The sequence below is a fragment of the Aeromonas sp. 84A genome, assembly GCF_051919345.1.
Taxonomy (GTDB): Bacteria; Pseudomonadota; Gammaproteobacteria; order Enterobacterales; family Aeromonadaceae; genus Aeromonas; species Aeromonas veronii.
In genome coordinates this window covers 3,117,739-3,140,790 of the sequence record NZ_JBQBEW010000001.1, presented here as the reverse complement: position 1 = coordinate 3,140,790, position 23,052 = coordinate 3,117,739, and the positions used below count along the sequence as shown (strand labels likewise).

The following is a 23,052-nucleotide window of genomic DNA, read 5'->3' as shown; positions in this document are numbered from 1 at the left end:
TCGCCGCGTCGACAGCCCTGCCGGCCCTTGATGATGATCGGGCGCCGGATCTCTCCGGCCTTTATCTCCCTCTTCTGGTATTACGATATACATGCACAAGCAAGCCTCTTTAAATAGCGTGAAGCTCGCCATAGCCTTACGCCAGTCCTGTATTGATGAACCCTACAGCATGGCCCGCTTCGGCCGTGATCTTATCGCCGGTGTGACGGTGGGCATCATCGCCATCCCGCTCGCCATGGCACTGGCCATCGCCAGCGGTGTACCGCCGCAACACGGTCTCTATACCGCCATCATTGCCGGTATCGTGATCGCCGTGACCGGTGGCTCCCGCTACTCCATCTCCGGCCCGACCGCTGCCTTTGTGGTGATCCTCTATCCGGTTGCCCAGCAGTTCGGGGTCGGCGGTCTGTTGATGGCGACGCTCATCTCAGGCCTCTTTCTGGTGGCGATGGGGATGGCCCGTCTTGGCCGCCTTATCGAGTACATTCCCCCGTCAGTGACACTGGGCTTTACCGGTGGTATCGCCATCGTGATCGCCACCTTGCAGATCAAGGACTTCTTTGGCCTGAGCGTGCCCGAGATGCCGGAAACCTATTTGGGCAAGGTCGAAGCGTTGGCCGCCGCCCTGCCAAGCTGGCAGTGGGGCGATACCCTGGTGGGGGTCGCAACACTGGCCGTGCTGCTGCTCTGGCCACGCCTGCGTCTGCCGGTGCCCGGCCACTTGCCCGCTGTGCTGGTCGGGGTGGGGCTGGGTTTTGGCCTCCATTACTTTGGGGTGGATGTGGCCACCATCGGCAGCAAGTTCAGCTATACCCTGGCCGATGGCACTCAAGGGATGGGGATCCCGCCCATCGCGCCGACCCTGGTGATGCCCTGGGCCTTGCCCGGACCGGATGGCTTGCCAGTTGAATGGAACCTGGCGGCTGTTGAGCGGCTGCTGCCTGCCGCCTTCTCCATGGCGATGCTGGGGGCGATCGAGTCGCTGCTCTGCGCCGTGGTGCTCGATGGCATGACCGGTCGCAAACACAGCTCCAACGCCGAGCTGGTGGGGCAGGGGCTTGGCAATATCTTCGCCCCCTTCTTTGGCGGTATTACCGCTACCGCCGCCATCGCCCGCTCTGCCGCCAACGTGCGGGCCGGCGCTACGTCCCCCATTTCGGGGATCGTCCATGCGCTGGTGGTGCTGGCAGCCATTCTGGTGCTGGCCCCCTGGCTCTCCTGGTTGCCGCTCTCGGCCATGGCTGCCTTGCTGCTCATCGTGGCTTGGAACATGAGTGAAGCGCACAAGGTGGTGGAGCTGATCCGTCGCGCGCCCAAATCCGATGTGCTGGTGCTGCTGGTCTGCCTGTCGCTCACCGTCATTTTCGACATGGTCATCGCCATCACTTTCGGGGTGATCCTGGCCTCCCTGCTCTTTATGCGCGAAATCGCCAAGATGACCAAACTGCACGACTTGGCCGAGCACAAACGCTATGCCCATGAGGTGCCGGACAACGGCCTGCTCTACAAGATCAACGGCCCGCTCTTCTTCGCAGCGGCCGAACGGGTCTTTGCCGAGCTGGAAGCGCAAGTGAAAGGACACAAGGTGCTGGTGTTGCAGATGGAGGCGGTTTCCATCCTCGATGCGGGCGGTCTGTCTGCCTTCCTCCACTTTGGCAAGCAGATGGCCAAAGCCGGAGTCGAGTTGCGGGTGGCCGAGTTGCAGTTCCAACCGCTCAAGACCCTGGCCCGTGCCAAGGTGCGGCCGCAGCCCGGCAAGCTGGAATTTTACGGTTCGCTGGAAGAGGCGCTCAAAGGTGAACATTTTCACGAAGCGGCAGTAAATTGATTGAAAGGGATACGAAACGGCATATTTTTGGTCACTTGGTTCGGATATTGAGCAAACGAACGCAAAAAGTAAAAAATTGCATTGACCAAAAGCCATCGTATCCCTTACATTACGCCCCGTCGCCGCGGCATGGTCCGCCAGCGAATGTGCAGCTCAAGCACATAAAGCAGTGAGCAAAAATTCGGTGAGGTGTCCGAGTGGCTGAAGGAGCACGCCTGGAAAGTGTGTATACGGCAACGTATCGAGGGTTCGAATCCCTCCCTCACCGCCACATTGCAAAGCCCTGATGGAAATATCAGGGCTTTTTGCTTTCTGGGGCAATCCCCGAGTGGTTGCTGGCATAGGAATGCGAATCTTCGTTCTTGATAGCGCATCTGGCTGAACTGCTTGGGCAATCGCAGTGAAATGCCTCGGTGACCTTGACGCCACGGCCAGCCCATTGGTCGCTCCTTTTAAAGTTTCCGCCCGATTCAGTACAAGGGCCTCTCGTAAGAGAGGCCCTTTTCATTGCTCGCTGATTTGCCCTGCTCGGTACTTAAAAGGCATTCCGTGGTGATACCGATTAATGCTCCACAGTCAGCGGATCCGGGAGCAGGTTCAGATGCTTGGTGATGGCCTGATAGAGCTGGGGGTAGTTATCGTCAAAATGGTGTCCTCCCGGCAGGGTGACGGTTGTGACGTTGGGTTGGTTGAGACGGGGGCAGAGGCGGTCGCCGTCATCGTCATCGGCTCCTTGCAGGCAGAGCATCGGCAGGTCGCGGATGGTCTTCACCTGCGGCTCGGTCGGATAGCTGCGCGCCTTGTGGGTCAGCATGTCGCTGACGTGGATCTCGAAGTCCGAGCTGGTGGAGGGGGAGAGCATCACGGCCCCGACCAGCCCCTGACGATAGTGCTCCGGCAACCGGTTGATGACGAAGGGGACAATCTCGGCACCAAACGAGAAGCCGACCAGCAGCCAGCGGGGGCGCTGCCAGCGAGTCTGGTAATCATCGAGGATCCGCTCCAGATCGGCGGTCACCTGCTCCGGGGTTTTCTTCTTCCAGTAGTAGGTGAGGGAGCTCCAGCCCACGACCGGCAGGCCGTGCAGCTGAAACTGGGCGCTCAACCCCTTGTCGAGGGCCGCCCAGCCGCCATCGCCGCTGAGAAACACCACCATGGGGGCGTCGGATGGCTGCTTGACCGGCAGCTCAATCAGGCTCAGGTCGTCCTTGACCGGGGCGGCGTGTGCCGCAAAAGATGAAACGGGCAGTACGAGACTGAGTAACAGCAATATCAAGGCTCTCATTGGCCATGCTCCTATTTCTTGATCAGCCCCAGCGGGCCGCGGCTAATCAGGGTGATCAGGTGAGTCAGGGTTCTGGGCAGTACCAGCTTGCTGCTGCAGAGCAGGTAGCGGGGTTCCCAGCGGGGCGAAAATTTCTCCTTGTAGCGTCTGAGCCCCTGGAAGTTGTAAAAGCGGCTGCCGCGCACAAACAGGGTATTGCCAAGGCGGGCCCAGTAGCTGCCGAGCGGGTGATCGTTGAAGCCGGACATGGGGGCCATCCCCAAATTGAAGCTGGCGTACCCTTGCGCCTTGCCCCACAGCAGCAGCTCGACAAAGAGAAAATCCATGATGGGAGCGGTGCCGGTATCCAGGCTGTAGCGCATCAGATCGATGGAGAGCATCTCCTTGTTGTCGCTCACCCAGAGGTTGGCAAAGCCGACGAGCTGCCCCTCATGCCACACCAGCGCAGCCGGGCTTAAGGTCAGGTAGTCAGGCTCAAAGCGGCCGACCGAGAAGCCCTTCTCCTTGCCCATCTTGCTCTGCAGCCAGGTATCGGAGACGGTCTGCAATCTGGGCAGCAGGGGGGCCACGGCACTTGCCTCGACCACCTCGAAGGTCAACCCTTCCCGTTTGCCCTTGGCGTGGCTCTGGCGTAGGTTGCGCAGCCGGCTGCCCGCCAGATCGAAGGTAGTCAGATCGACCATCGCCTCTTCGCCGAGCTTGAAGGGGATCAGCCCCAGCTCCAGATAGAGCGGAAGATAGCGGGCCGAGACCTGATAAAAGACCGGGTTGGCGTCTTGCTCATCGCACCGCTCGCGAAATTGCCAGAGCAGCTCTTCGATCTGTTCGGGGCGACCGAATGGATCCCCCATCACAATCCAGCTGTTGCCCTCGATGCCATACATCAGGAAGGCGTCACCTGCGGGATGGAACAGCAGGGACTTGTCCTGCAACTGGGCCAGATAGCCGTGGATCCCCCCTTCGCGCACCACCAGCTCGTGGGCGCGTGCCAGCGTCTCCTTGTCCGGCTTTTCACCGACCACGCGCAGCGGCGCAAGCAGCTGGGCAACCCCGGCAACGGCCAGCACGGCCACTACGCTCCCCATGGCGCGCAGGCCGCGGGCAGCCCCGCCGTGGGGCGAGAAGTGGAACCAGAGGGCGTGGTCATACTCCACCTGACGGTAGGAGAAGAGCAGCAGCCACAGGGCTCCCAGCAGCACGGCGCCGACTGAAATGAGCCAGCCCGGGGTGTACTGGGGATAGAGCAGCGACCCCTTGCGATAGAAGAGGGCGCGGCAGGGGGTCATGATGAGCAGGAAGCTGCCGAGCAGCAGGGCTGACTCCCAGTCCCCCCCTTTGAGCAGGGAGAAGGCGATCCCCAGTGCCAGCAGCAGCTGGGTGATGCGAAACGCGGCGTCGTGACGGCGATAGAGGCTACGCGCCAGCAGGATCAGGAGGATACCGCTCACGCTGCCGAGCACGTGGGAGAGCTCCAGCAGATGGAGCGGCAACACCTGCAGCCACACTTCAATGTGGCTGCGCATGGTCGGGATCATGCCCGAGCAGAGCAGCAGGCTGCCGGCGGCGAAGGTGCCCATGCTGATAAGGGCAGGCAGAAATTCGCGCACCGCGCTCATCAGCCCCTGTAGCCGCTGCCAGCGCGCTTTTTGTTGCAGCATCTCCTGACTCGCAAAGAGCAGCAGGGCACAGAGAAAGGGAAGCAGGTAATAGATGCAGCGATAGAGCAGCAGCGAGGCGAGCAGCTTGTCGGTTGGCAGATAGTTAGCCAGCAACAGGCTCATGCTCGCTTCGAACACCCCAATCCCGCCCGGCACGTGGGCCAGCACCCCGAGGAAGCTGGCCAGCACGAAGGCACTGAGCAGCACGGGGTAGGGGACGCTATCGGCGGGCAACAGCACAAACAGCACGGCAGCGGCGGCCATCCAGTCAGCCAGCGCGACCAACAGTTGCAACAGACGTATCCGAAAGCCCGGCAGGGTCAGGGTGTGTTTCCGCCAGGAGAGACGTGGGGCGGGCCAGCAGAGGTAGCTGGCCACCAACAGCAGCGCCATGGCGCCAGCCAGATTGAGCAAAGTATCTGCCCACTGCGGCCAGTCAGGCAGCAGCTGTGATACATCGCAGGTCAGTAGGGCACCACCTCCCCACGCCAGCAGGCCGAGGAAAAAGGTGATGGAGCAGAACAGCACCACGCGGGCCACTTCCCCGGTGGCGAGCCCCAGTGCGGAGTAGAGGCGATAGCGTACCGAGGTGCCGGTCAGCAGGGCAAATCCCAGGGTGTTGGAGAAGGTGTAGGCGATAAAGGAGGTGATGCTGACCTGTTGCCAGGGAAGGCGCTTGCCCAGCGCATGGAGCGCCAGCATGTCATAGCTGCAGAGGCAGCCATAACTGAGCAGGGTCAGCAACAGGGCGCCCGCCAGTCGCGGCAGGGGTTGGGACCAGATGGCCACACGAATATCGTGCCAGTGCCATGCCTGAGTCAGGTGATACAGCACGGTCAGTGCGGTGCCGAGCAGCAGCAAGCTGCACAAGGGGCCGAGCCATTTAAGCAGATGACGCCACATGCCATGTTCCTGTGGTCATTGACCGTTTCCCGCAAAGGGGGAGCCGGGTCGTGGATCCGGTTTGGACGAGGGAGGCGCTCGTCAGGAAAATTTCGGGAAGAGATGGAAAGGGAGGCGTCAGCCTCCCTTGGTGCTATCAAGTGACCAGTTGGATCACTTGGTTTTCGGCGCGACGTTGACGGCAGGGGTCTTGGCGTGGGTGGCTTTATGGTGTTTTTTCACCACCTTGGTCTGGGTCGCCTGCGGTGTGGCTGTCTTGGTCGGAGTGGCCGCCATGGTGAAACCGGAAGTGAGGGCGAAGACGGCAGCCAGGGTCAGGGGAATGATCTTTTTCATGTTCAATTTCCTTATTCGGGTTGATGTTATGGAGCGTTCTCCATGACAGTCATCCTATGACGGTTGCTGCGGCCCTTCAGTGAGCGGTTGGTGACGGTTTGTATCCAAATGTACAGGCAGGGTGAGGCAGAAGCGGGCGCCGTGGTCACTGGCAAGCAGCGCCACATCCCCCCCGTGATGACGGGCAATGCTGCGCACGATGGCCAGCCCCAACCCGGTGCCGCCGGTGCGACGATCCCGGCTCTGATCAAGGCGTACGAACGGCTCGAAGATCTGGGGCGCCAGCGCGGGATCGATCCCCGGCCCATCATCGCTAACCTCCAGCAGATAGTTCTCCTGCAGCCGCGAGATGGAGAGGGTAACCTCGCTCTCGGCGTAGCGCAGGGCATTGCCGATCAGGTTCTCCACCGCGCGGGTCAGCAGACGCTGATCGCCGCACCAGGGCATGTGGCGTGGCGGCAAATCGAGGGTGAGCCTCTTCTCGGGTGCCAGCGCTTGCCAGTCGCCGAGATGCGCTTGTGCCCAGTGGCTGAGCTCCAGCTCGTCGCGCTGCAACGGCAGTTCGGGTCTATCCAGCTTGGCGTAAGTGAGCATCTCTTCGATCAGGGCGTCCAGCGCTCCCAGATCTCGCTCCAGCGCATGCTGCTCCTGCTCGGCAGGGGCAGGAGCGAGCATGGCAAGCCGATAGCGCAACCGGACCAGCGGGGTGCGCAACTCGTGGGCGATGGCATCAGTCAGTTGCTTGCGGCTGGCAATCATGGCCTGCAATTGGGTCGCCATTTGATCGAAGGTGCGTCCCACCCGGGCCAGACTGCTGCCCGGTGGCAGATTGGTTCGGCAGGAGAGATCCCCATCGCCTACGCGACGTGCGGTTTGCTCCAACTGCTGCAAGCCGCGCCAGTGGGGACGCAGCCACAGAAGGATGGGCAGGCCGAGAGAGAGGCCGATCACCAGCAGCAGCCCCACATCGACCCAGTGCAGCTCGTGCAGGTAGGAGAGGTAGGGTACAGGGCCGACAATAAGCACCCGGTCGGTATCGGGGATGCGCTGCAGGAAGGTGTCATCCTCCTCGACGATGACAATGTTGCCGGCAGCCAGAAAGGCCTGATCCTCGCTGGCCAGCGGCTGGCGCACCAGCTCGCCGATCTTGAGGGGGAGGGTAAACTGACTGCTCTGCTCGGCCAGCCGAGCGGGCCAGCGCTCGGGCGGGGTTCTTGCCAACTCGCCGGTCAACAGGCCAAGGGATCCCTGCATCATGCGTTCGAGATAGCGATCACCCGCCCGTTCGGCGGTCACCTGATAGACCACACCCACCAGCAGGATGGCGAGGGTGAAGCAGCCTATCAGCAACAGATAGAACTGGATAAAGAGACGGCGCATGGCGGTGCTCCCGAAAGAGGGTTATTCCCAGGCGTGGGGGACGAAGAGGTAGCCTTTCTGACGCACTGTCTTGATCCGGGTCGGGTTTTCAGGGTTATCACCCAGTTTTCGGCGCAGGCGGGAGATGGCCACATCCATGCTGCGATCCTGACCGTCGTACTCCCGGCCGCGCAAGCTGCGAAAAAGGGCTTCCCGACTCAAGATTTGGCCCGCGTGGCAGGCGAGCTCCCACAGCAGATCAAAGTCGGCGGTCGAGAGGGCAATGCTCTCGCCATCGAGCCGCACATCTCGTCCCGGACCATCCACCCGCAGCCGACCAAATTGCAGCTGCTGGGGAACGCTGCTGGTGGCTGCCGGTTGGGTTGGTGTTTGCTGGTGCTGGCGAAATTGCACCCGAAGTCGGGCCAGCAGCACCGGTGGTGGTGTCGTTTTGAGGATGTAGTCGTTGGCGCCCAGCTCCAGACTCAGGATCTGGTTCATGTCGCTATCCAGCGAGGTGAGCATTACGATGGGGCCGTCGAAGCGCGGCCGCAGATCCCGACAGAGGGACATGCCATCTTGCCCCGGCAACATGATATCGAGCAGCACCAGATCGGGCTGTTCGGCCTCGATCCGGGCCAGCGCCATGTCCCCTCTGGGCTCGAGGATCACTTCCATATCGTGGCGGCCGAGCCAACTGCTGATGAGCTGGCCAATCTCGGGATCATCTTCGACAAAAAGAATGCGTTGCATAGAAAAGCTCCAACGGAAAGCAGGAGAGAAGAAGAGCGATCAGCATATCAATGGCGCTTGGGAAATACAGAAAAAGAACCAGGCAGGCTGATGTGTAGGGGAGTGTGGCTGTGTGTATCGATGGGGAGGCGCGAATCGTGACAAATGGGCGGAGCCGCGTTTATTGATCTGGAGGATGATGGCCTTGCAGACAAGGCAAGGCGCTGTCGGGCGCAAAACAAAAAAACCGGCCAAGGCCGGTTTTTCGCGGAGCAGACCAGAATTCACTGCACCAAGTCGATGGACATCACCTTGCGGCGATTATCGACAGAATAATGGGGTGGCTGATGGGGCTCGAACCCACGACAACCGGAATCACAATCCGGGACTCTACCAACTGAGCTACAGCCACCACTAAAATCTTCATCAACACTCACCAATCCAGAAGAAAAGGAGAGCATCAATGGCGCGCCCTGCAGGATTCGAACCTGCGACCCACGGCTTAGAAGGCCGTTGCTCTATCCAACTGAGCTAAGGGCGCTTTGTATCAACATGTCTTAAGGACGAGTCGATGAACATGGTCGGTGATAAAGGATTCGAACCTTTGACCCTCTGGTCCCAAACCAGATGCGCTACCGGACTGCGCTAATCACCGAAAATCCCTGACCAGCATATCGACAAGAGTCATACTGGGCAACGGGCGGGCATCATAGCCAAGCGTAAGGGCTAGCGTCAACGACTTTTTCCCCCAGTAAATTCAAGTGCCTACTTATTGCCCGCTGCAGGTCTGGCGTGCGTCTGCCGCTAACATCCCGGCTAAAAAAATGCGACAATGCGCGGCAGTTGAACACATGGTGAGTGGAGAACGATGTCTGCCAAAATCATAGATGGAAAACAGGTTGCGCAAACGATTCGCAGCCAGGTCGCGGCGCAAGTCCAACAGCGGTTGGCGGCAGGGAAACGGGCTCCAGGGCTGGCAGTCATTCTAGTGGGGGCGGATCCAGCCTCTCAGGTCTATGTCGGCAGCAAACGTCGGGCGTGCGAGGAGGTGGGTTTTCTCTCCCGCTCCTATGACCTGAGTGCCACTGCCAGTCAGGAAGAGCTGCTGGCGCTGATCGACCAGTTGAATGCGGATAGCCACGTAGATGGCATTCTGGTTCAGCTGCCGTTGCCGGATCACTTTGATACCACTCAGGTGCTGGAGCGAATCCAGCCTGACAAGGATGTAGATGGATTTCACCCGTATAACGTCGGCCGTCTGGCCCAACGTATTCCGGCGCTGCGCCCCTGCACTCCGAAAGGAATCATGACGCTGATCGAGACCACCGGCGTGAAGACACATGGTCTGCATGCGGTCGTGGTGGGAGCGTCCAACATAGTGGGGCGTCCCATGACTCTCGAATTGCTACTGGCGGGCTGCACAACTACGACCTGTCACCGCTTTACCCGGGATCTGGAAGATCAGGTACGCCGTGCCGATCTGCTGGTTGTCGCTGTCGGCAAGCCCAACTTCATCCCTGGGGAGTGGATCAAACCGGGGGCACTGGTGATCGATGTGGGCATCAACCGTCTGGCTGATGGCTCGCTGGTCGGGGATGTAGAGTTTGAGACGGCGCGCAGCCATGCCTCCTTCATTACTCCGGTACCCGGTGGCGTGGGCCCGATGACGGTCGCCAGCCTGATGGAAAATACCCTGATCGCCTGCAGTGAATATCACGACTGATCGTGGCTGGCGATAACCTGTGATCCCATGAGGAGGCAGGATTCGCCAGAAATCTGACAATAAAAAACCGGTTGCTCAGAGAGGAACCGGTTTTTTATTTATCCAACGGGTGTTATTTACATATTTTGTGCTTCGTTTGGCACAATCACAGAGGCGTGATTTCCTTTCGGCCCCTGTTGCAGTTCAAAATTGACAGCCTGACCCGCTTTCAGGGTCTTGTAGCCCTCCATTTGAATCGTGGAGTAGTGAGCGAAGATATCCTCACCGCCCCCTTCCGGACAGATAAACCCAAATCCTTTTGCGTTGTTAAACCACTTAACTGTGCCGGTTGCCATACTTCTACATCCTTTTATTGATTACCCAGAAGTCGTTGAGTAACCTGCGCCAGCCCTTTATAACTAGGGACATGGGCCCATAGCAGACGGGCACAGATTAGCAAGTAACCAATCTAGTCTAACTTTTGAGCGAGTCAAGAAGTTGTTAACAGCTGATGTGATCTGGTTAACAAGTCTATTGACAAGCTTGTGTTAGACGGTAGTAATCTAGAGGTACCAAAGCGCGATTATGAGCAAGCAGAAAGAACTCTTTGCTAATGAAGAGATTGCAGAAGCAGAGAAAACAAAGCTGCAGCCGCCACCCATGTATAAAGTTGTGTTGAACAACGATGACTACACACCCATGGAGTTTGTGGTGGAGGTGCTGCAAAAGTTCTTTGGTATGGATCTGGACAAGGCGACTCAGGTCATGCTGAGTGTGCATTATAGTGGTAAGGGTGTCTGCGGCATGTTTACCGCAGAGATCGCCGAAACCAAGGTTGTCCAGGTCAACACCTATGCACGTAACAACGAACATCCACTGCTCTGTACTATGGAAAAGGCTTGAATCTGATGACTTGATGGCGAGTGTGACACCACATTGTAGCTGTACTAGGGGAGGTGCCTATGTTGAATAAAGATCTAGAAAAGACGCTGAACGAGGCTTTCAAACTGGCCCGTGACGAGCGCCACGAATTCATGACCGTCGAGCACCTGTTGTTAGCCCTTCTGGATAACAGTTCAGCCCATGAGGCGCTGAGCTCCTGTGGTGCCGATGTCGAGCAGATGCGCAAGGAGATCCGCGCATTCATCACCCAAACCACTCCGCTCATACCGCGCGATGATGAAGATCGTGAAACCCAGCCGACACTGGGCTTCCAGCGCGTGTTGCAGCGTGCCGTCTTCCATGTGCAATCCTCCGGCAATACCGAAGTCAGCGGCGCCAATGTGCTGGTCGCTATCTTCAGTGAGCAGGAGTCACAAGCTGCCTATTTCCTGAAAAAAGCCGAGATCAGCCGTCTTGACGTCGTCAATTTCCTCTCCCACGGGGTGCGCAAGGACAGCAAGCCTGATCTCGGCAGCAATAACAATCCCGAGTCTGATGATGATGTCTCGGCCGCACAGATCGAGAGCTTTGCCACCAACCTGAACCAGCTGGTGCTGGAAGGGCGCATCGATCCGCTGATTGGCCGTGATCAGGAGCTCAATCGTACCATTCAGGTGCTCTGCCGCCGTCGCAAGAACAACCCGCTGCTGGTGGGTGAAGCGGGTGTGGGGAAAACAGCCATTGCCGAAGGTCTGGCCTATCGAATCGTCAAGGGGGATGTCCCCGAGGTGATTGCGGGCAGTACCATCTATTCGCTGGATATGGGTTCTCTGCTGGCGGGCACCAAGTACCGTGGTGATTTCGAGAAGCGCCTCAAGGTACTGCTCAAGCAGATTGAGCGTCAGGAAGGGGCCATCCTCTTTATCGACGAGATCCATACCATAATTGGTGCCGGTGCGGCATCCGGTGGTCAGCTGGATGCGGCTAACCTGATCAAGCCGCTGCTCTCCAATGGTTTGCTCCGCTGTGTGGGCTCCACCACTTATCAGGAGTACGCCCAGATCTTCGAGAAAGACCGTGCGCTGGCCCGTCGCTTCCAGAAGATCGATATTGTCGAGCCGACTATTGATGACACGACCCGTATCCTGATGGGGCTCAAGAGCCGCTATGAAGCTCACCACGGCGTGCGCTATACCGCCAAGGCGATCCGTGCAGCTGCCGAGCTCTCTGCCAAGTACATTAATGATCGTCACTTGCCTGACAAGGCGATCGATGTGATCGATGAGGCGGGTGCTGGTCAACGGTTACTGCCGGCGAGCAAGCGCAAGAAAGTGATCAATGTGCAGGAAATTGAGTCCATCGTAGCCAAGATCGCCCGCATTCCGGAGAAATCAGTTTCTTCCTCGGATAAAGAGGTGCTGAAGAACTTGGAGCGCAATCTGAAGATGGTGGTCTTTGGTCAGGATAAAGCCATCGAGGTGCTGACGGATGCGATTCGCCTCTCTCGTTCAGGACTTGGCAACGAGCGTCGCCCGGTTGGTTGCTTCCTGTTTGCCGGTCCTACCGGTGTTGGCAAAACAGAGGTGACCCAGCAGTTGGGCAAGGCATTGGGTGTCGAGATGCTGCGCTTTGATATGTCCGAGTACATGGAGCGTCACACCGTCTCCCGTCTGATTGGTGCGCCTCCCGGCTATGTTGGTTTTGAGCAGGGTGGTCTGCTGACTGATGCGGTGATCAAGCATCCTCATTCCGTTGTGTTGCTTGACGAAATTGAGAAAGCTCACCCGGACGTATTCAATCTGCTGCTGCAGGTGATGGACAACGGCACCTTGACCGATAACAACGGGCGTAAGGCGGATTTCCGTAACGTCATTTTGGTGATGACTACCAACGCCGGAGTGCAGGAGACTCAGCGCAAATCGATTGGCTTCCAGCAACAGGATTTGAGCCACGATGCCATGGCGGTGATCAACAAGACCTTCAGTCCGGAGTTTCGCAACCGGCTTGATCACACCATCTGGTTCAACCATCTGGATATGACGGTGATCCATCAGGTGGTCGACAAGTTCATTGTCGAATTGCAGGTTCAACTGGATGCGAAGGGAGTTTCTCTCGAGGTGTCCGAGCGTGCCCGCCACTGGTTGGCGGAGAAGGGGTATGACAGAGCCATGGGCGCCAGACCGATGGGTCGGGTAATCCAGGAGCACCTCAAGAAACCCCTGGCCAACGAGATCCTGTTCGGTTCACTGGTTGACGGGGGAATTGTGAAGGTTGAGTTGGTAAATGACAGCCTCAGCTTTGATTTTCAGGTCAATGTTGAAGCTGTTTCCCACTAAGCTTCAGTGATCAGAAAACGACAAAAAACCCCAACCGAAAGGTTGGGGTTTTTTGCTGAATTCCTGGCTTAGCGAGAGCGGAAAACAATACGTCCCTTGGAGAGATCGTAGGGAGTCAGTGCTACCGTTACTTTGTCTCCAGTCAGGATACGAATGTAGTTTTTGCGCATCTTGCCTGAAATATGAGCGATAACCACGTGACCATTCTCCAGTTCCACACGGAACATGGTATTGGGCAGGGTTTCGAGAATAGTGCCCTGCATCTCAATACTGTCTTCTTTAGCCATTGAATCCTCTTGATAAGCCACAACAAAAAACCGCTGGATCATGCCGGATTTAAGGCTATGTGTAAAGTTTACTCGGGCTTGGTGTCGATATTTTTCCATTCCCCCTGAATTAACAGCTCATGAGGGAGGTAATTGCGTTTGTAATTCATCTTGCGACACGCCTCTACCAGATAGCCAAGATAGAGCCAGCTTCGCCCGGTTCGCTTGGCCAGATCGAGCTGGCAGAGGATGGCAAAGGTGCCCAGGGAGCGATCGGCATAATCCGGATCGAAGAAGGTGTACATAGCGCTCAAGGAGTGGGGTAGCAGGTCTGTGGTGGCCACGCCGATAAGACGGCCCTCCTTGCGCATCTCCAGATAGAGTGGCGGCATCCAGTCACAATGGAGAAACCCGCGATACTGGCTGCGGTTGGGGGGATACATGCTGCCATCGTGATGTCGCTCGCGGATATAGCGTTCGTAGAGCAGGTAATACTCGGGTTTGTCATCGTAGCTCAGGACAATCTCGATATCTTTGTTAAGCTGGCGGATCCGCTTCTGGCCGCGGCTGGGGCGAAAGTGCTCGCTGTGAATACGAAGGGATTGGCAGGCATGGCACGCCGGGCAGTGGGGGCGATAGATGTCGTTGCCACTGCGGCGAAAACCGGCAGTCAACAATCGCTCGTAACCGTTGGCGTTGAGCAGATTGTGATCCATCAGCACCAGCAACTGCTCCTGTTCATGGTCCAGATAACTGCAGGGATGCTTGGGAGTCAGCCCTACTTTGAGGATCACTTCTTCAGTCATAAGCTGATCTCCCCCTCTTGCCAGCAGGAAGCCAACAGTGGTTGATGGCCAAGGCGCGCCAGCTCAGCCAAAAAACGGGCCCTTGGCCACTCCTCGATACCCAGGGTCGCCAGAAACGGGTTCTGCATCTGGCAATCGATGAGAGCGCCGCGATGGCGGGCGAAGTGGCGACAGAGTGCCACCATGGCAAGTTTGGCGCCGTTATCAATCCGGCTGAACATGGATTCACCGCAAAACAGTCGGCCGATAGAGAGGCCATACAGTCCCGCTTGCAGCTCTCCCTCCTGCCAGATCTCGATAGAGTGGGCATGACCTAGCCGGTGCAACTGCTGGTAGGCCTCGATCATGGGTTGACTGATCCAGGTGCCATCGGCAGTGCGACGAGGGGCGGCGCAGGCGGTAATGACTTCATTAAAGGCGCGATTGACGGAAATATCGAATGGGGTTCGACGGATAATCTTCTGCAGTGTCCGCCCTACATGGAGTTGGTCGGGACGGATCACCCCGCGGGGATCCGGTGACCACCACAGGGTCGGCTGGTGGGGTTCATTCCACGGGAAGATCCCCTTGTGGTAAGCTGCCAGCAATCTGGCCGGGGAGAGATCTCCGCCGATCGCCAGCAAGCCGTTGGGCTCTTCCAGCGCATGGCTGGGGTCGGGAAACCAGCAAAGCTCATCATCCAGTTGGGTGAGATAGCGAGACATAAGGCAACGAGGTTCATAGATGAAGGCCATTATCCTGATAGTATCCAGCTTGCTCTGCTTTGTCACGGCGCCCGCCGGGGCGGAGGTCTACCAGCGCAATACCGCGCGGCCGGTCAATCAGGTGGTGTTTGGTCAGGTCGAAACGGTGCGCAATATTACCCAGCGCCAGATCCTGGAGTCCGAGCACTCTGGCTGGAAGACGCTGGGAGGGGCTGTGTTGGGCGGCCTGCTGGGGAACCAGTTTGGTGGCGGTCATGGCCGTGAAATAGCCACCACCGTCGGCGCGCTCGCAGGTGCTGCGGCTGCGCAGCAATACCAGTCCGGGGGAACCGTGGTGGAAAACAAGCTGGTGGAGCTGCTGATCCGCAACGAGCAAAATGCCCTTATCAACGTGATCCAGGATTATGATCCCGCCATGGTCTTTGCCAATGGGGACAAGGTGCGCATTCTCTACTTCGATGATGGGGTGCGGGTCGACAAGACTTACTGACTTTCGATAGTCATTGTGATGGGGAGACTGTGGCAGGAAAGGAACCCGCAGACTCTCCTGCTGGAAAGTCTGTCGGGCGGTAATACACGGGACTGATGCCCTGAGGATTCAGATAGCTGTCTCTTGAGAGACTATCTTGTCGCGACCGGTGTTCTTTGCCTGATAGAGCAGCCGATCCGCTACGCTCAGCGCCTCGTCCATGGATATCCGCCCGACGCTGATCACGCCGTAACTGGCGCGAACAAAGAGCGGGGTTTCCGGTGACAAAGGTTGCTGGCGCAGCTGCTGACGCAGCCCTTCAAGACGCTTGATCAACACGGGGACGGTACAGTGAGGCACCATCATGGCAAACTCCTCTCCGCCAAAGCGGGCGATCATGGCATCGGGGAAGAACTGGGTCAGTAGCCGGGTCAGATGGCAGAGCAGTTGATCGCCGATGGCATGGCCCCAGTGATCGTTGACCTGCTTGAAGTGATCCACATCGAGCACACAGAGTGCAAGAGGCGTCTGTTGGCGCTGATGCTCTTCAAACCATTTTTGCCCTTCGTTGAACCAGTAGCGCCGGTTGTAGAGACCGGTCAGGTAATCACGATTGGCTGACTCCTGAATGCTGTTGAACTGCTCGAGCGCTTCCAGATTGTGGCTGACCCGACACTGCAGCTCTTCCGGCTCGAACGGCTGGTTGAGAAAGTCGTTGGCGCCTTGCTTGAGGTAGCGAGCAGAGAGACCGCGCTTGTCCGAGACCGAGATCCCGATAATCGCGAGCTGCTGCTTGCTGTATCGCTCTCTCAGCATCCGCACCAGACTGATGCCATCGATATCCGGCATATAGTAGTCGACCAGTGCCAGCCGGATGTCCGGGTGTTGCTCCAGCATCGCCATCGCTTCACGGGCATGACTGGCCTCATGCACCTGCAACAACTGCTTGCGCAACTGGGCCATGGTGCGGTGACGGGAGGTGCGTGAGTCGTCGACTACCAGCACTTCGATGGACTGGTTGAGATAGAGGCGGTGCACCAGACTGACGGCATATTGCAGCGAGTGGCGCGAATCCTTCATCACATAGTCCAGCACGCCGGTTTCCAGCCAGGCGGCACGTTTATCCTCGCTAATGTCGGCAGTGAGGATCACCACCGGCAAACCTCGAGCCAGCAGCTCGTTGACCGCTTCGCCACGGGGCGCATCCGGCAAGGTCAGGTCCACCAGCGCGACCACATACTCCTCGCCCCGACAGTGACGGGCTCCTTCGAGGGTATCGAAGGCGTCAATCTCGAGGCCTGTCTGCTGGGCAATGGCCTGAGTCAGCATACGGCGGATAGTCAGGCTATCTTCGACAATCAATATCTTCTGTTTCATTAGACTCCTTTAAATAAAAAAGGCATACCGACTGGTATGCCTTATATCACATCTGCGCTTGTTTATTGCGCGTCGAGGTAGCGTTCGGCATCGAGGGCTGCCATGCAGCCGGTACCGGCAGAAGTGATCGCCTGACGGTAGTTGTGGTCGGCCACATCGCCGGCAGCGAAGACACCTTCAATGCTGGTCTGGGTGGCAAAACCGTCGAGGCCGCCACGTACCTTCAGATAGCCGTTTTGCATCTCCAGCTGGCCATCGAAGATCTGGGTATTGGGCTGGTGGCCGATGGCGATGAAGACGCCCATCAGCGGCAGCTCGCTGGTGCTGTTGTCCTGAGTGTTGCGCAGGCGCACACCGGTGACTCCCATCTGGTCACCCAGCACTTCGTCCAGGGTCTGGTGGGTGTGCAGCACGATGTTACCGCTCGCGACCTTGTCGTGCAGACGCTTGATCAGGATCTTCTCGGCACGGAATTCGTCGCGGCGGTGGATCAGGTGCACTTTCTTGGCGATGTTGGCCAGATACAAGGCCTCTTCCACAGCGGTGTTGCCGCCGCCGATTACCGCCACTTCCTGATTGCGGTAGAAGAAACCGTCACAGGTGGCACAGGCGGAGACGCCGCGCCCCTTGAAGGCCTCTTCGGAGGGCAGGCCCAGATACTTGGCGGAGGCGCCGGTCGCGATGATCAGGGCATCGCAGGTGTATTCGCCGTTGTCGCCCTTGAGACGGAACGGGCGTTGAGTCAGTTCGACACTGTTGATGTGATCAAACAGGATGCGGGTATCGAACTTCTCTGCATGCTCTTTCATGCGCTCCATCAGGGCCGGGCCGGTCAGCCCTTCCGGATCACCTGGCCAGTTTTCCACTTCGGTGGTGGTGGTCAGCTGACCCCCTTGCTGCATGCCGGTGATGAGCAGGGGATTGAGGTTGGCGCGGGCGGCGTAGACGGCCGCGGTGTAACCGGCTGGGCCTGACCCTAAGATCAGCAATTTGCTGTGAGTGACTTGGCTCATGATGTCATTTCCGGGATGTGATGAGTTTGCGCGATTGTAGGTAATTCGTGATCCGGGGTCAAAGGCTGGTGAGTCGATTGCACTAATCGTGTTCACAAGGGGTGACATGCAAAATAAAGGGATAAAAAAACCGCCCATCGCGGGCGGATTTTCACTCATCTCCAACTGGCGCAGGCCAGCGCAGATCAGTTCAGCAGGGTCAGGGGATCCGTGTAGGCAAGGCCATGTGCCACGGCCACTTCCTTGCAGGTGAGCTTGCCCTCCATCACGTTGAGCCCGTGCAGCAGGTTGGGGTCGCTCAGCAGTGCCTGACGATACCCTTGCTGGGCCAGCTTGATGATAAAGGGGAGGGTGGCATTGTTGAGCGCCACGGTCGAGGTGCGGGCCACCGCCCCCGGCATGTTGGCGACACAGTAGTGCACCACCTCATCGACAATATAGGTCGGATCCTGGTGGGTGGTGGCGTGGGAGGTTTCCACACAGCCGCCCTGATCGATGGCCACATCGACGATGGCAGAACCCGGCTTCATGCGTGCAATGTGGTCACGGCTGACAAGTTTTGGCGCAGTGGCACCCGGCACCAGCACGCCGCCGATGACCAGATCGGCCGCCAGCAGATGGCGCTCCAGCGTCTCGCTGTTGGAGTAAACCACCTTGGCTGCTCCCTGGAACTCGTTATCGAGACGGCGCAGGGTATCGACGTTGTTATCGAGGATGGTGACATCCGCGCGCAGGCCAATGGCCATGCGGGCTGCATTGGAGCCGACCACGCCGCCACCGATGATCACCACCTTGGCTGGTTCGACACCTGGTACGCCGCCGAGCAGCACACCGCTACCACCGCGCGATTTTTCTAGCGCTTGGGCACCCGCCTGAATAGACATGCGTCCGGCCACTTCCGACATGGGGGCCAGCAGGGGCAGGCCGCCACGGCCGTCGGTGACGGTTTCATAGGCGATACAGATTGCGCCGCTTTTCAGCAGGGCTTCGGTCTGGGGCAAGTCTGGCGCCAGATGCAGATAGGTAAACAGGGTTTGACCCGGGCGCAGCATGGCACATTCGACAGGCTGAGGTTCCTTGACCTTGACGATCATCTCGGCTTTGGCGAAAACCTCTGCTGCAGAGGCCAAAATTTCGGCTCCAACAGCGATATAATCTGCATCGCTGAAGCCAATGCCGTTTCCGGCACCGCTTTGGACGAAAACAGTATGGTTTCGTGCTGTCAGTTCACGTACACTGGCCGGAACCATGCCTACGCGGTATTCATGGTTTTTTATCTCTTTAGGTACACCGATAATCATGCTATCCCTCGTCTATAGATTGGTGTTTCATGTTGCCAAAATGTTAACCAACATTTGCGCCTAGTATATTCAGGTATTGACAGGATTTGTGACCATAATTATAAAATGACTGGTGATTCTTACCAAAAAATAGCCAAAGGATGGAATAAAATGATGGAAGCTAAGAGTCGGCTAAAGGATTTGGACAGGATTGACCGCAACATTCTTAATGAACTGCAAAAGGATGGCAGGATTTCGAATGTTGAGTTGTCCAAGCGAGTTGGCCTGAGTCCTACACCGTGTCTGGAACGGGTTCGTCGCCTCGAGCGACAAGGTTATATCGAAGGATATGCCGCTATTCTGAACCCTCATTATCTGGACGCATCTCTGCTGGTGTTTGTAGAGATAACCCTCAATCGCGGGGCGCCTGATGTGTTTGAACAGTTCAACAAGGCTGTTCAGGTGCTCGAAGAGATCCAGGAGTGTCATCTGGTTTCCGGTGACTTCGACTATCTGCTCAAGACCCGAGTCAGCGACATGTCGGCTTACCGCCGTCTGTTGGGGGAAACCCTGCTGCGTCTGCCCGGTGTCAATGACACCCGCACCTACGTGGTGATGGAAGAGGTCAAGCAGAGCAGTCGTCTGGTGATCAGCACCCGATAAAGCAGGTTATGCCGTGGTATCTTTTCCATATGAGACACCATGACAGTCAGAAACGAGCGGCCGGTCCGCTCGTTTCTTCTTGTAAAGATAATTGCAAATATGGCCCCGTCCCATCAGGCTCTGGCTGACAATCGATGGGCTTTTCGGGGATACTAGGCCCCCTTATTTCCTGCATTACATGTTTTCAGAAAGGAGCCGGAGTTTGGCCGATAAAAAGCTGTTTACTCCTTTATCAGGTACACAACGGATCTTCGAAGCCGTCTTGATCGCCATCACCCTGATGGCTGCTTATCTTTTGCTTGCCCTGTTGTCCTATCATCCCGCTGATCCCGGCTGGTCCCAGACCTCCTGGCAAGGGGAGGTGAAGAACCTCGCCGGTAGTGCCGGTGCCTGGCTCGCCGACATCACCATGTTTACCTTTGGTGCCTTCTCCTATCTGGTGCCGCCGCTGGTGGTGCTGCTGGGCTGGAGTCTGTTCTGGCGCCCGAGCCGTCTGCTCGATGTGGATTACCTCACCCTGGGGGTGCGGATCATCGGCTTTATCCTGACCGTGCTCGGCATGTCGGCCATTGCCAGCATGAACTTCAACGATATGCAAAACTTCTCCGCCGGTGGTCTGGTGGGGGATGTGATCGCTTCTGCAGTGGTGCCGCTGTTTGGCGGCGTCGGGGCCAACCTGATGCTGCTCTGCTTCGTGGCAACCGGCATCACCCTGTTTACCGGCTGGTCCTGGCTCACTATTGTCGAGCAGATCGGTGCGGCCTGTACCGGTTCGGTCAGTGCTGTTTACCACTTCCCGACCACCCTCGGCCGCTGGCTGACCGGTGGCTGGCGTCAACCCCGCAACGAGGGGCCGGATCCCTTGCTGGAAGGCGGGGTAGGGGCCATCGCGTTTGATGATGAGGAAGATGAGCCGCACACCAGCTGGACTCGCAAGCCCAAGGCCAAGAATCAGAAGGCTGCCGCCGAAGAGTGGCTGCCGGAACTCGACGACGATACCTTCGAGTTCGATCCCCAGTTTGATGATGAAGATGATGAGCCGGCTCCGGCTGCCAAGCCTAAACGTGCGGTGGCGGCTGCCAATGGTCGCCGCCAGCCGGTACTGGCTGTGGCCGATGACGATGATGAGGACGATCTGGATCTGCCCTGGGCCGAAGGGGACGACGAGGTTGCCGCGCCGGTAGCCGTCGCACCAACCAAGCCCAAGCGTCGTCCGCAGTCAACAATGCCACCGTTGCCGAGTATCGAGCTGCTCGACCGTCCACCTGCCAAGACCCAGATGATGAGCAAGGATGAGCTGGATCGCATGGGCCGTCTGGTGGAGGCCAAGCTTGCCGACTACAACGTGCAGGCCAAGGTGGTCGGTGTCTATCCGGGTCCGGTTATTACCCGTTTCGAGCTGGATCTGGCGCCGGGCATGAAGGCGAGCAAGATCACCAACCTCTCGCGCGATCTGGCCCGCTCCTTGTCTGCCAGCAGCGTGAGGGTGGTGGAAGTGATTCCGGGTAAAACCTATGTGGGGATCGAGCTGCCCAACCGGGTGCGCCAGACCGTTTACCTGCGCGAAACCCTTGACTGCGATGCCTTCCGCGATAGCCGCAACCCGCTCACCATGGGCCTGGGTCAGGACATCGCCGGCGAGCCGGTGGTAGTGAACCTGGCCAAGATGCCGCACCTGCTGGTGGCCGGTACCACAGGTTCCGGTAAGTCGGTGGGGGTCAACACCATGATCATCTCGATGCTCTACAAGTCATCCCCCGATGATCTGCGTTTCATCATGATCGACCCCAAGATGCTGGAACTCTCGGTCTACGAAGGGATCCCGCACCTGCTGACCGAGGTGGTGACCGATATGAAGGACGCCGCCAACGCCCTGCGCTGGTGCGTGGGCGAGATGGAACGCCGTTACAAGCTGATGTCGGCAGTCGGGGTGCGCAACCTCAAGGGCTACAACGACAAGGTGCTGGCCGCCATCGAGGAGGGGGAACCTCTGCTGGATCCGTTGTGGCGCCCGGGTGACTCCATGGATCAGATGCCGCCGGAGCTGGAGAAGCTGCCCCACATCGTGGTGGTGGTGGACGAATTTGCCGACATGATGATGATCGTCGGCAAGAAGGTGGAAGAGCTGATCGCCCGTATCGCCCAGAAGGCGCGGGCCGCCGGTATTCACCTCATTCTGGCGACCCAGCGTCCGTCGGTGGATGTCATTACCGGTCTTATCAAGGCCAACATCCCGACCCGAATTTCGTTCCAGGTGTCGAGCAAGATCGACTCGCGCACCATCATCGATCAGGGCGGCGCCGAATCTCTGCTCGGTATGGGCGACATGCTCTACATGCCGGCCGGTACCTCCAACCCGACCCGGGTACACGGTGCATTCGTCGATGATCACGAAGTGCACAAGGTGGTGGCGGACTGGAAACTGCGCGGCGAGCCGAACTACATCGAGGAGATCCTCTCCGGTGAGTCGGGTGGCGAAGGTGGCAGCGGCGAATATGGCGGTGGTGGCGACGAAGAGCTGGACCCCCTGTTCGACGAAGCGGTCGCTTTTGTGGTGGAGTCCCGCCGTGGCTCGACCTCCAGCGTCCAGCGCAAGTTCAAGATTGGTTACAACCGGGCAGCCCGTCTCATCGAGCAGATGGAGAATCAGGGCATCGTCAGCTCACCGGGTGGCAATGGTCAGCGCGACGTGCTGGCACCGCCGCCGGTGCGGGACTAAGCCTCACCGTTTAATACTATCCCTGGCCATGCCCTCCGCGGGCGTGGCCTTTTATCGAGAGCGTCTTATGAAGAGCGTGATGAAAAAACAACTGTTGATGGGTACCGTGTTGCTGATGGCCAGCAGCCAGGTGTGGGCCGATGCGGCCAGCGATCTCAAACAGAAGCTGGCGGGGGTGAGCCTCTTCTCCGCCAAATTTGCCCAGACCGTCTATGACAGCAAGGGCAAGGAGCTGCAAAAGGCCAGCGGCGATCTGCTGGTGCAGCGGCCAAACCGTTTCAACTGGCACACCACCTCGCCGGACGAGAGCCTGATCGTGGCCGATGGTCAGGATGTCTGGGTCTATGATCCCTTCGTCGAGCAGGTCACCGCCCTCAAGCTGAAAGATGCGGTGCTCAACACCCCCTTTATTCTGATCGCCGGCAATGACGACAAGTTCTGGAAGAACTATGACGTGACTCAGGAGGGGGATGTCTACACCGTCACCAGCCGCAACAAGGATGAGCTGATTGCCTCCTTCCGTGTCACCTTCGACAGACAAGACAACATCAGTCGTTTCGATGTGAAAGAGGCGCAAGGGCAGTGGAGTGAATTCACCCTGAGCAGCTTCAACCGCAAGCCGGTGCTCAAGGGCAACGAATTTGTTTTCAAGATCCCGAAGGGGGTCGAGCTGGACGACCAGCGCTAATGAGCAAGCGGTCGTTGGATTGCTCGCCACTGCGCCAGTCAAAGGC

20 protein-coding genes and 4 tRNA genes are annotated in these 23,052 nt (G+C 58.2%); 9 read left to right on the top strand and 15 right to left on the bottom strand.

The window, feature by feature from the left end:
* The first annotated feature begins 91 nt into the window (after positions 1-91).
* Both dauA and ACTG20_RS14265 read left to right on the top strand, forming a co-directional pair.
* Entirely contained in the window at positions 92-1,828 is a 1,737-nt protein-coding gene (gene dauA / locus ACTG20_RS14270; RefSeq protein WP_194496264.1) for a C4-dicarboxylic acid transporter DauA, read from the top strand.
* A 183-nt stretch (positions 1,829-2,011) separates the two neighbouring features.
* Positions 2,012-2,099, top strand: a tRNA-Ser gene (locus ACTG20_RS14265).
* Between the two features lie 291 nt (positions 2,100-2,390).
* Here the strand turns inward: ACTG20_RS14265 and ACTG20_RS14260 are convergent.
* The 8 genes from ACTG20_RS14260 to ACTG20_RS14225 form a co-directional block, all read right to left on the bottom strand.
* The gene (locus ACTG20_RS14260) at positions 2,391-3,113 is read right to left on the bottom strand and encodes an AcvB/VirJ family lysyl-phosphatidylglycerol hydrolase (RefSeq protein WP_194496273.1); all 723 of its coding nucleotides are present in this window, start codon (positions 3,111-3,113) and stop codon (positions 2,391-2,393) included.
* 11 nt (positions 3,114-3,124) lie between these two features.
* Entirely contained in the window at positions 3,125-5,674 is a 2,550-nt protein-coding gene (mprF, locus tag ACTG20_RS14255) for a bifunctional lysylphosphatidylglycerol flippase/synthetase MprF (RefSeq protein WP_194496274.1), read from the bottom strand.
* 153 nt (positions 5,675-5,827) lie between these two features.
* The gene (locus ACTG20_RS14250; protein ID WP_194496275.1) at positions 5,828-6,010 is read right to left on the bottom strand and encodes a hypothetical protein; all 183 of its coding nucleotides are present in this window, start codon (positions 6,008-6,010) and stop codon (positions 5,828-5,830) included.
* A gap of 54 nt (positions 6,011-6,064) precedes the next feature.
* Positions 6,065-7,390: a two-component system sensor histidine kinase RstB gene (gene rstB, locus ACTG20_RS14245; protein ID WP_194496276.1), complete on the bottom strand. Its 1,326-nt coding sequence runs from the start codon at positions 7,388-7,390 to the stop codon at positions 6,065-6,067.
* Between the two features lie 21 nt (positions 7,391-7,411).
* Positions 7,412-8,122: a two-component system response regulator RstA gene (gene rstA, locus ACTG20_RS14240; protein ID WP_194496277.1), complete on the bottom strand. Its 711-nt coding sequence runs from the start codon at positions 8,120-8,122 to the stop codon at positions 7,412-7,414.
* Positions 8,123-8,437: 315 nt separating this feature from the next.
* Positions 8,438-8,513: transfer RNA gene (locus tag ACTG20_RS14235), tRNA-His, on the bottom strand.
* 52 nt (positions 8,514-8,565) lie between these two features.
* A tRNA-Arg gene (locus tag ACTG20_RS14230) sits at positions 8,566-8,642 on the bottom strand.
* A 37-nt stretch (positions 8,643-8,679) separates the two neighbouring features.
* Positions 8,680-8,756, bottom strand: a tRNA-Pro gene (locus ACTG20_RS14225).
* Between the two features lie 213 nt (positions 8,757-8,969).
* On the opposite strand from ACTG20_RS14225, the gene folD reads away from it, so the two are divergent.
* Complete coding sequence (gene folD / locus ACTG20_RS14220) at positions 8,970-9,824, top strand: bifunctional methylenetetrahydrofolate dehydrogenase/methenyltetrahydrofolate cyclohydrolase FolD (RefSeq protein ID WP_005346435.1); 855 nt, start codon at positions 8,970-8,972, stop codon at positions 9,822-9,824.
* A gap of 116 nt (positions 9,825-9,940) precedes the next feature.
* On the opposite strand, the gene cspD is transcribed toward folD, so the two are convergent.
* The gene (gene cspD / locus ACTG20_RS14215; protein WP_005300025.1) at positions 9,941-10,159 is read right to left on the bottom strand and encodes a cold shock-like protein CspD; all 219 of its coding nucleotides are present in this window, start codon (positions 10,157-10,159) and stop codon (positions 9,941-9,943) included.
* Between the two features lie 229 nt (positions 10,160-10,388).
* Here cspD and clpS point away from each other — a divergent pair, with 229 nt between their 5' ends.
* Together clpS and clpA are read left to right on the top strand one after the other, a co-directional pair.
* Complete coding sequence (gene clpS / locus ACTG20_RS14210) at positions 10,389-10,706, top strand: ATP-dependent Clp protease adapter ClpS (protein WP_005337111.1); 318 nt, start codon at positions 10,389-10,391, stop codon at positions 10,704-10,706.
* 59 nt (positions 10,707-10,765) lie between these two features.
* A complete protein-coding gene (gene clpA / locus ACTG20_RS14205; RefSeq protein WP_005337110.1) occupies positions 10,766-13,021 on the top strand; it encodes an ATP-dependent Clp protease ATP-binding subunit ClpA in 2,256 nt (751 codons plus the stop codon).
* Between the two features lie 68 nt (positions 13,022-13,089).
* Here clpA and infA read toward each other — a convergent pair whose 3' ends face one another.
* The 3 genes from infA to aat form a co-directional block, all read right to left on the bottom strand.
* Complete coding sequence (infA, locus tag ACTG20_RS14200; protein WP_005300033.1) at positions 13,090-13,308, bottom strand: translation initiation factor IF-1; 219 nt, start codon at positions 13,306-13,308, stop codon at positions 13,090-13,092.
* A 68-nt stretch (positions 13,309-13,376) separates the two neighbouring features.
* Positions 13,377-14,093 carry an arginyltransferase gene (locus ACTG20_RS14195; protein WP_194496278.1) on the bottom strand — a complete coding sequence of 239 codons (717 nt, stop codon included), beginning with the start codon at positions 14,091-14,093 and terminating at the stop codon, positions 13,377-13,379.
* Positions 14,090-14,797 (bottom strand): leucyl/phenylalanyl-tRNA--protein transferase, encoded by a 708-nt coding sequence (gene aat, locus ACTG20_RS14190; RefSeq protein ID WP_019445527.1) that lies wholly within the window; start codon positions 14,795-14,797, stop codon positions 14,090-14,092. Before aat ends, ACTG20_RS14195 begins: the two co-directional genes overlap by 4 nt.
* 19 nt (positions 14,798-14,816) lie before the next feature.
* Between aat and ACTG20_RS14185 the strand changes: the two genes are divergently transcribed.
* A complete protein-coding gene (locus tag ACTG20_RS14185; RefSeq protein ID WP_439987743.1) occupies positions 14,817-15,287 on the top strand; it encodes a glycine zipper 2TM domain-containing protein in 471 nt (156 codons plus the stop codon).
* A gap of 108 nt (positions 15,288-15,395) precedes the next feature.
* On the opposite strand, the gene ACTG20_RS14180 is transcribed toward ACTG20_RS14185, so the two are convergent.
* The 3 genes from ACTG20_RS14180 to ald all read right to left on the bottom strand — a co-directional run bounded on the left by ACTG20_RS14180 (position 15,396) and on the right by ald (position 18,957).
* The gene (locus ACTG20_RS14180) at positions 15,396-16,643 is read right to left on the bottom strand and encodes a diguanylate cyclase (RefSeq protein WP_005351207.1); all 1,248 of its coding nucleotides are present in this window, start codon (positions 16,641-16,643) and stop codon (positions 15,396-15,398) included.
* Between the two features lie 62 nt (positions 16,644-16,705).
* A complete protein-coding gene (trxB, locus tag ACTG20_RS14175; protein ID WP_019445530.1) occupies positions 16,706-17,656 on the bottom strand; it encodes a thioredoxin-disulfide reductase in 951 nt (316 codons plus the stop codon).
* 185 nt (positions 17,657-17,841) lie between these two features.
* Positions 17,842-18,957, bottom strand: coding sequence for an alanine dehydrogenase (ald, locus tag ACTG20_RS14170; protein WP_058059143.1), 1,116 nt, complete (start codon positions 18,955-18,957; stop codon positions 17,842-17,844).
* A 150-nt stretch (positions 18,958-19,107) separates the two neighbouring features.
* Between ald and lrp the strand changes: the two genes are divergently transcribed.
* The 3 genes from lrp to lolA all read left to right on the top strand — a co-directional run bounded on the left by lrp (position 19,108) and on the right by lolA (position 23,006).
* Positions 19,108-19,599: a leucine-responsive transcriptional regulator Lrp gene (gene lrp / locus ACTG20_RS14165; protein WP_005300047.1), complete on the top strand. Its 492-nt coding sequence runs from the start codon at positions 19,108-19,110 to the stop codon at positions 19,597-19,599.
* Between the two features lie 202 nt (positions 19,600-19,801).
* Positions 19,802-22,318, top strand: coding sequence for a DNA translocase FtsK (locus ACTG20_RS14160; RefSeq protein WP_042080407.1), 2,517 nt, complete (start codon positions 19,802-19,804; stop codon positions 22,316-22,318).
* A gap of 79 nt (positions 22,319-22,397) precedes the next feature.
* Entirely contained in the window at positions 22,398-23,006 is a 609-nt protein-coding gene (lolA, locus tag ACTG20_RS14155; protein WP_041236057.1) for an outer membrane lipoprotein chaperone LolA, read from the top strand.
* Positions 23,007-23,052 lie beyond the last annotated feature (46 nt).

Excerpts from the sequence above, each read along its gene's own strand:
- ACTG20_RS14195 (WP_194496278.1), bottom strand. The coding sequence starts at position 14,093 with ATGACTGAAGAAGTGATCCTCAAAGTAGGGCTGACTCCCAAGCATCCC.
- rstB (WP_194496276.1), bottom strand. The coding sequence starts at position 7,390 with ATGCGCCGTCTCTTTATCCAGTTCTATCTGTTGCTGATAGGCTGCTTC.
- ACTG20_RS14250 (WP_194496275.1), bottom strand. The coding sequence starts at position 6,010 with ATGAAAAAGATCATTCCCCTGACCCTGGCTGCCGTCTTCGCCCTCACT.
- dauA (WP_194496264.1), top strand. The coding sequence starts at position 92 with ATGCACAAGCAAGCCTCTTTAAATAGCGTGAAGCTCGCCATAGCCTTA.
- ACTG20_RS14260 (WP_194496273.1), bottom strand. The coding sequence starts at position 3,113 with ATGAGAGCCTTGATATTGCTGTTACTCAGTCTCGTACTGCCCGTTTCA.
- aat (WP_019445527.1), bottom strand. The coding sequence starts at position 14,797 with ATGTCTCGCTATCTCACCCAACTGGATGATGAGCTTTGCTGGTTTCCC.
- trxB (WP_019445530.1), bottom strand. The coding sequence starts at position 17,656 with ATGAGCCAAGTCACTCACAGCAAATTGCTGATCTTAGGGTCAGGCCCA.
- rstA (WP_194496277.1), bottom strand. The coding sequence starts at position 8,122 with ATGCAACGCATTCTTTTTGTCGAAGATGATCCCGAGATTGGCCAGCTC.
- ald (WP_058059143.1), bottom strand. The coding sequence starts at position 18,957 with ATGATTATCGGTGTACCTAAAGAGATAAAAAACCATGAATACCGCGTA.
- folD (WP_005346435.1), top strand. The coding sequence starts at position 8,970 with ATGTCTGCCAAAATCATAGATGGAAAACAGGTTGCGCAAACGATTCGC.
- lolA (WP_041236057.1), top strand. The coding sequence starts at position 22,398 with ATGAAAAAACAACTGTTGATGGGTACCGTGTTGCTGATGGCCAGCAGC.
- cspD (WP_005300025.1), bottom strand. The coding sequence starts at position 10,159 with ATGGCAACCGGCACAGTTAAGTGGTTTAACAACGCAAAAGGATTTGGG.
- clpA (WP_005337110.1), top strand. The coding sequence starts at position 10,766 with ATGTTGAATAAAGATCTAGAAAAGACGCTGAACGAGGCTTTCAAACTG.
- infA (WP_005300033.1), bottom strand. The coding sequence starts at position 13,308 with ATGGCTAAAGAAGACAGTATTGAGATGCAGGGCACTATTCTCGAAACC.
- ACTG20_RS14180 (WP_005351207.1), bottom strand. The coding sequence starts at position 16,643 with ATGAAACAGAAGATATTGATTGTCGAAGATAGCCTGACTATCCGCCGT.
- mprF (WP_194496274.1), bottom strand. The coding sequence starts at position 5,674 with ATGTGGCGTCATCTGCTTAAATGGCTCGGCCCCTTGTGCAGCTTGCTG.
- ACTG20_RS14185 (WP_439987743.1), top strand. The coding sequence starts at position 14,817 with ATGAAGGCCATTATCCTGATAGTATCCAGCTTGCTCTGCTTTGTCACG.
- lrp (WP_005300047.1), top strand. The coding sequence starts at position 19,108 with ATGATGGAAGCTAAGAGTCGGCTAAAGGATTTGGACAGGATTGACCGC.
- clpS (WP_005337111.1), top strand. The coding sequence starts at position 10,389 with ATGAGCAAGCAGAAAGAACTCTTTGCTAATGAAGAGATTGCAGAAGCA.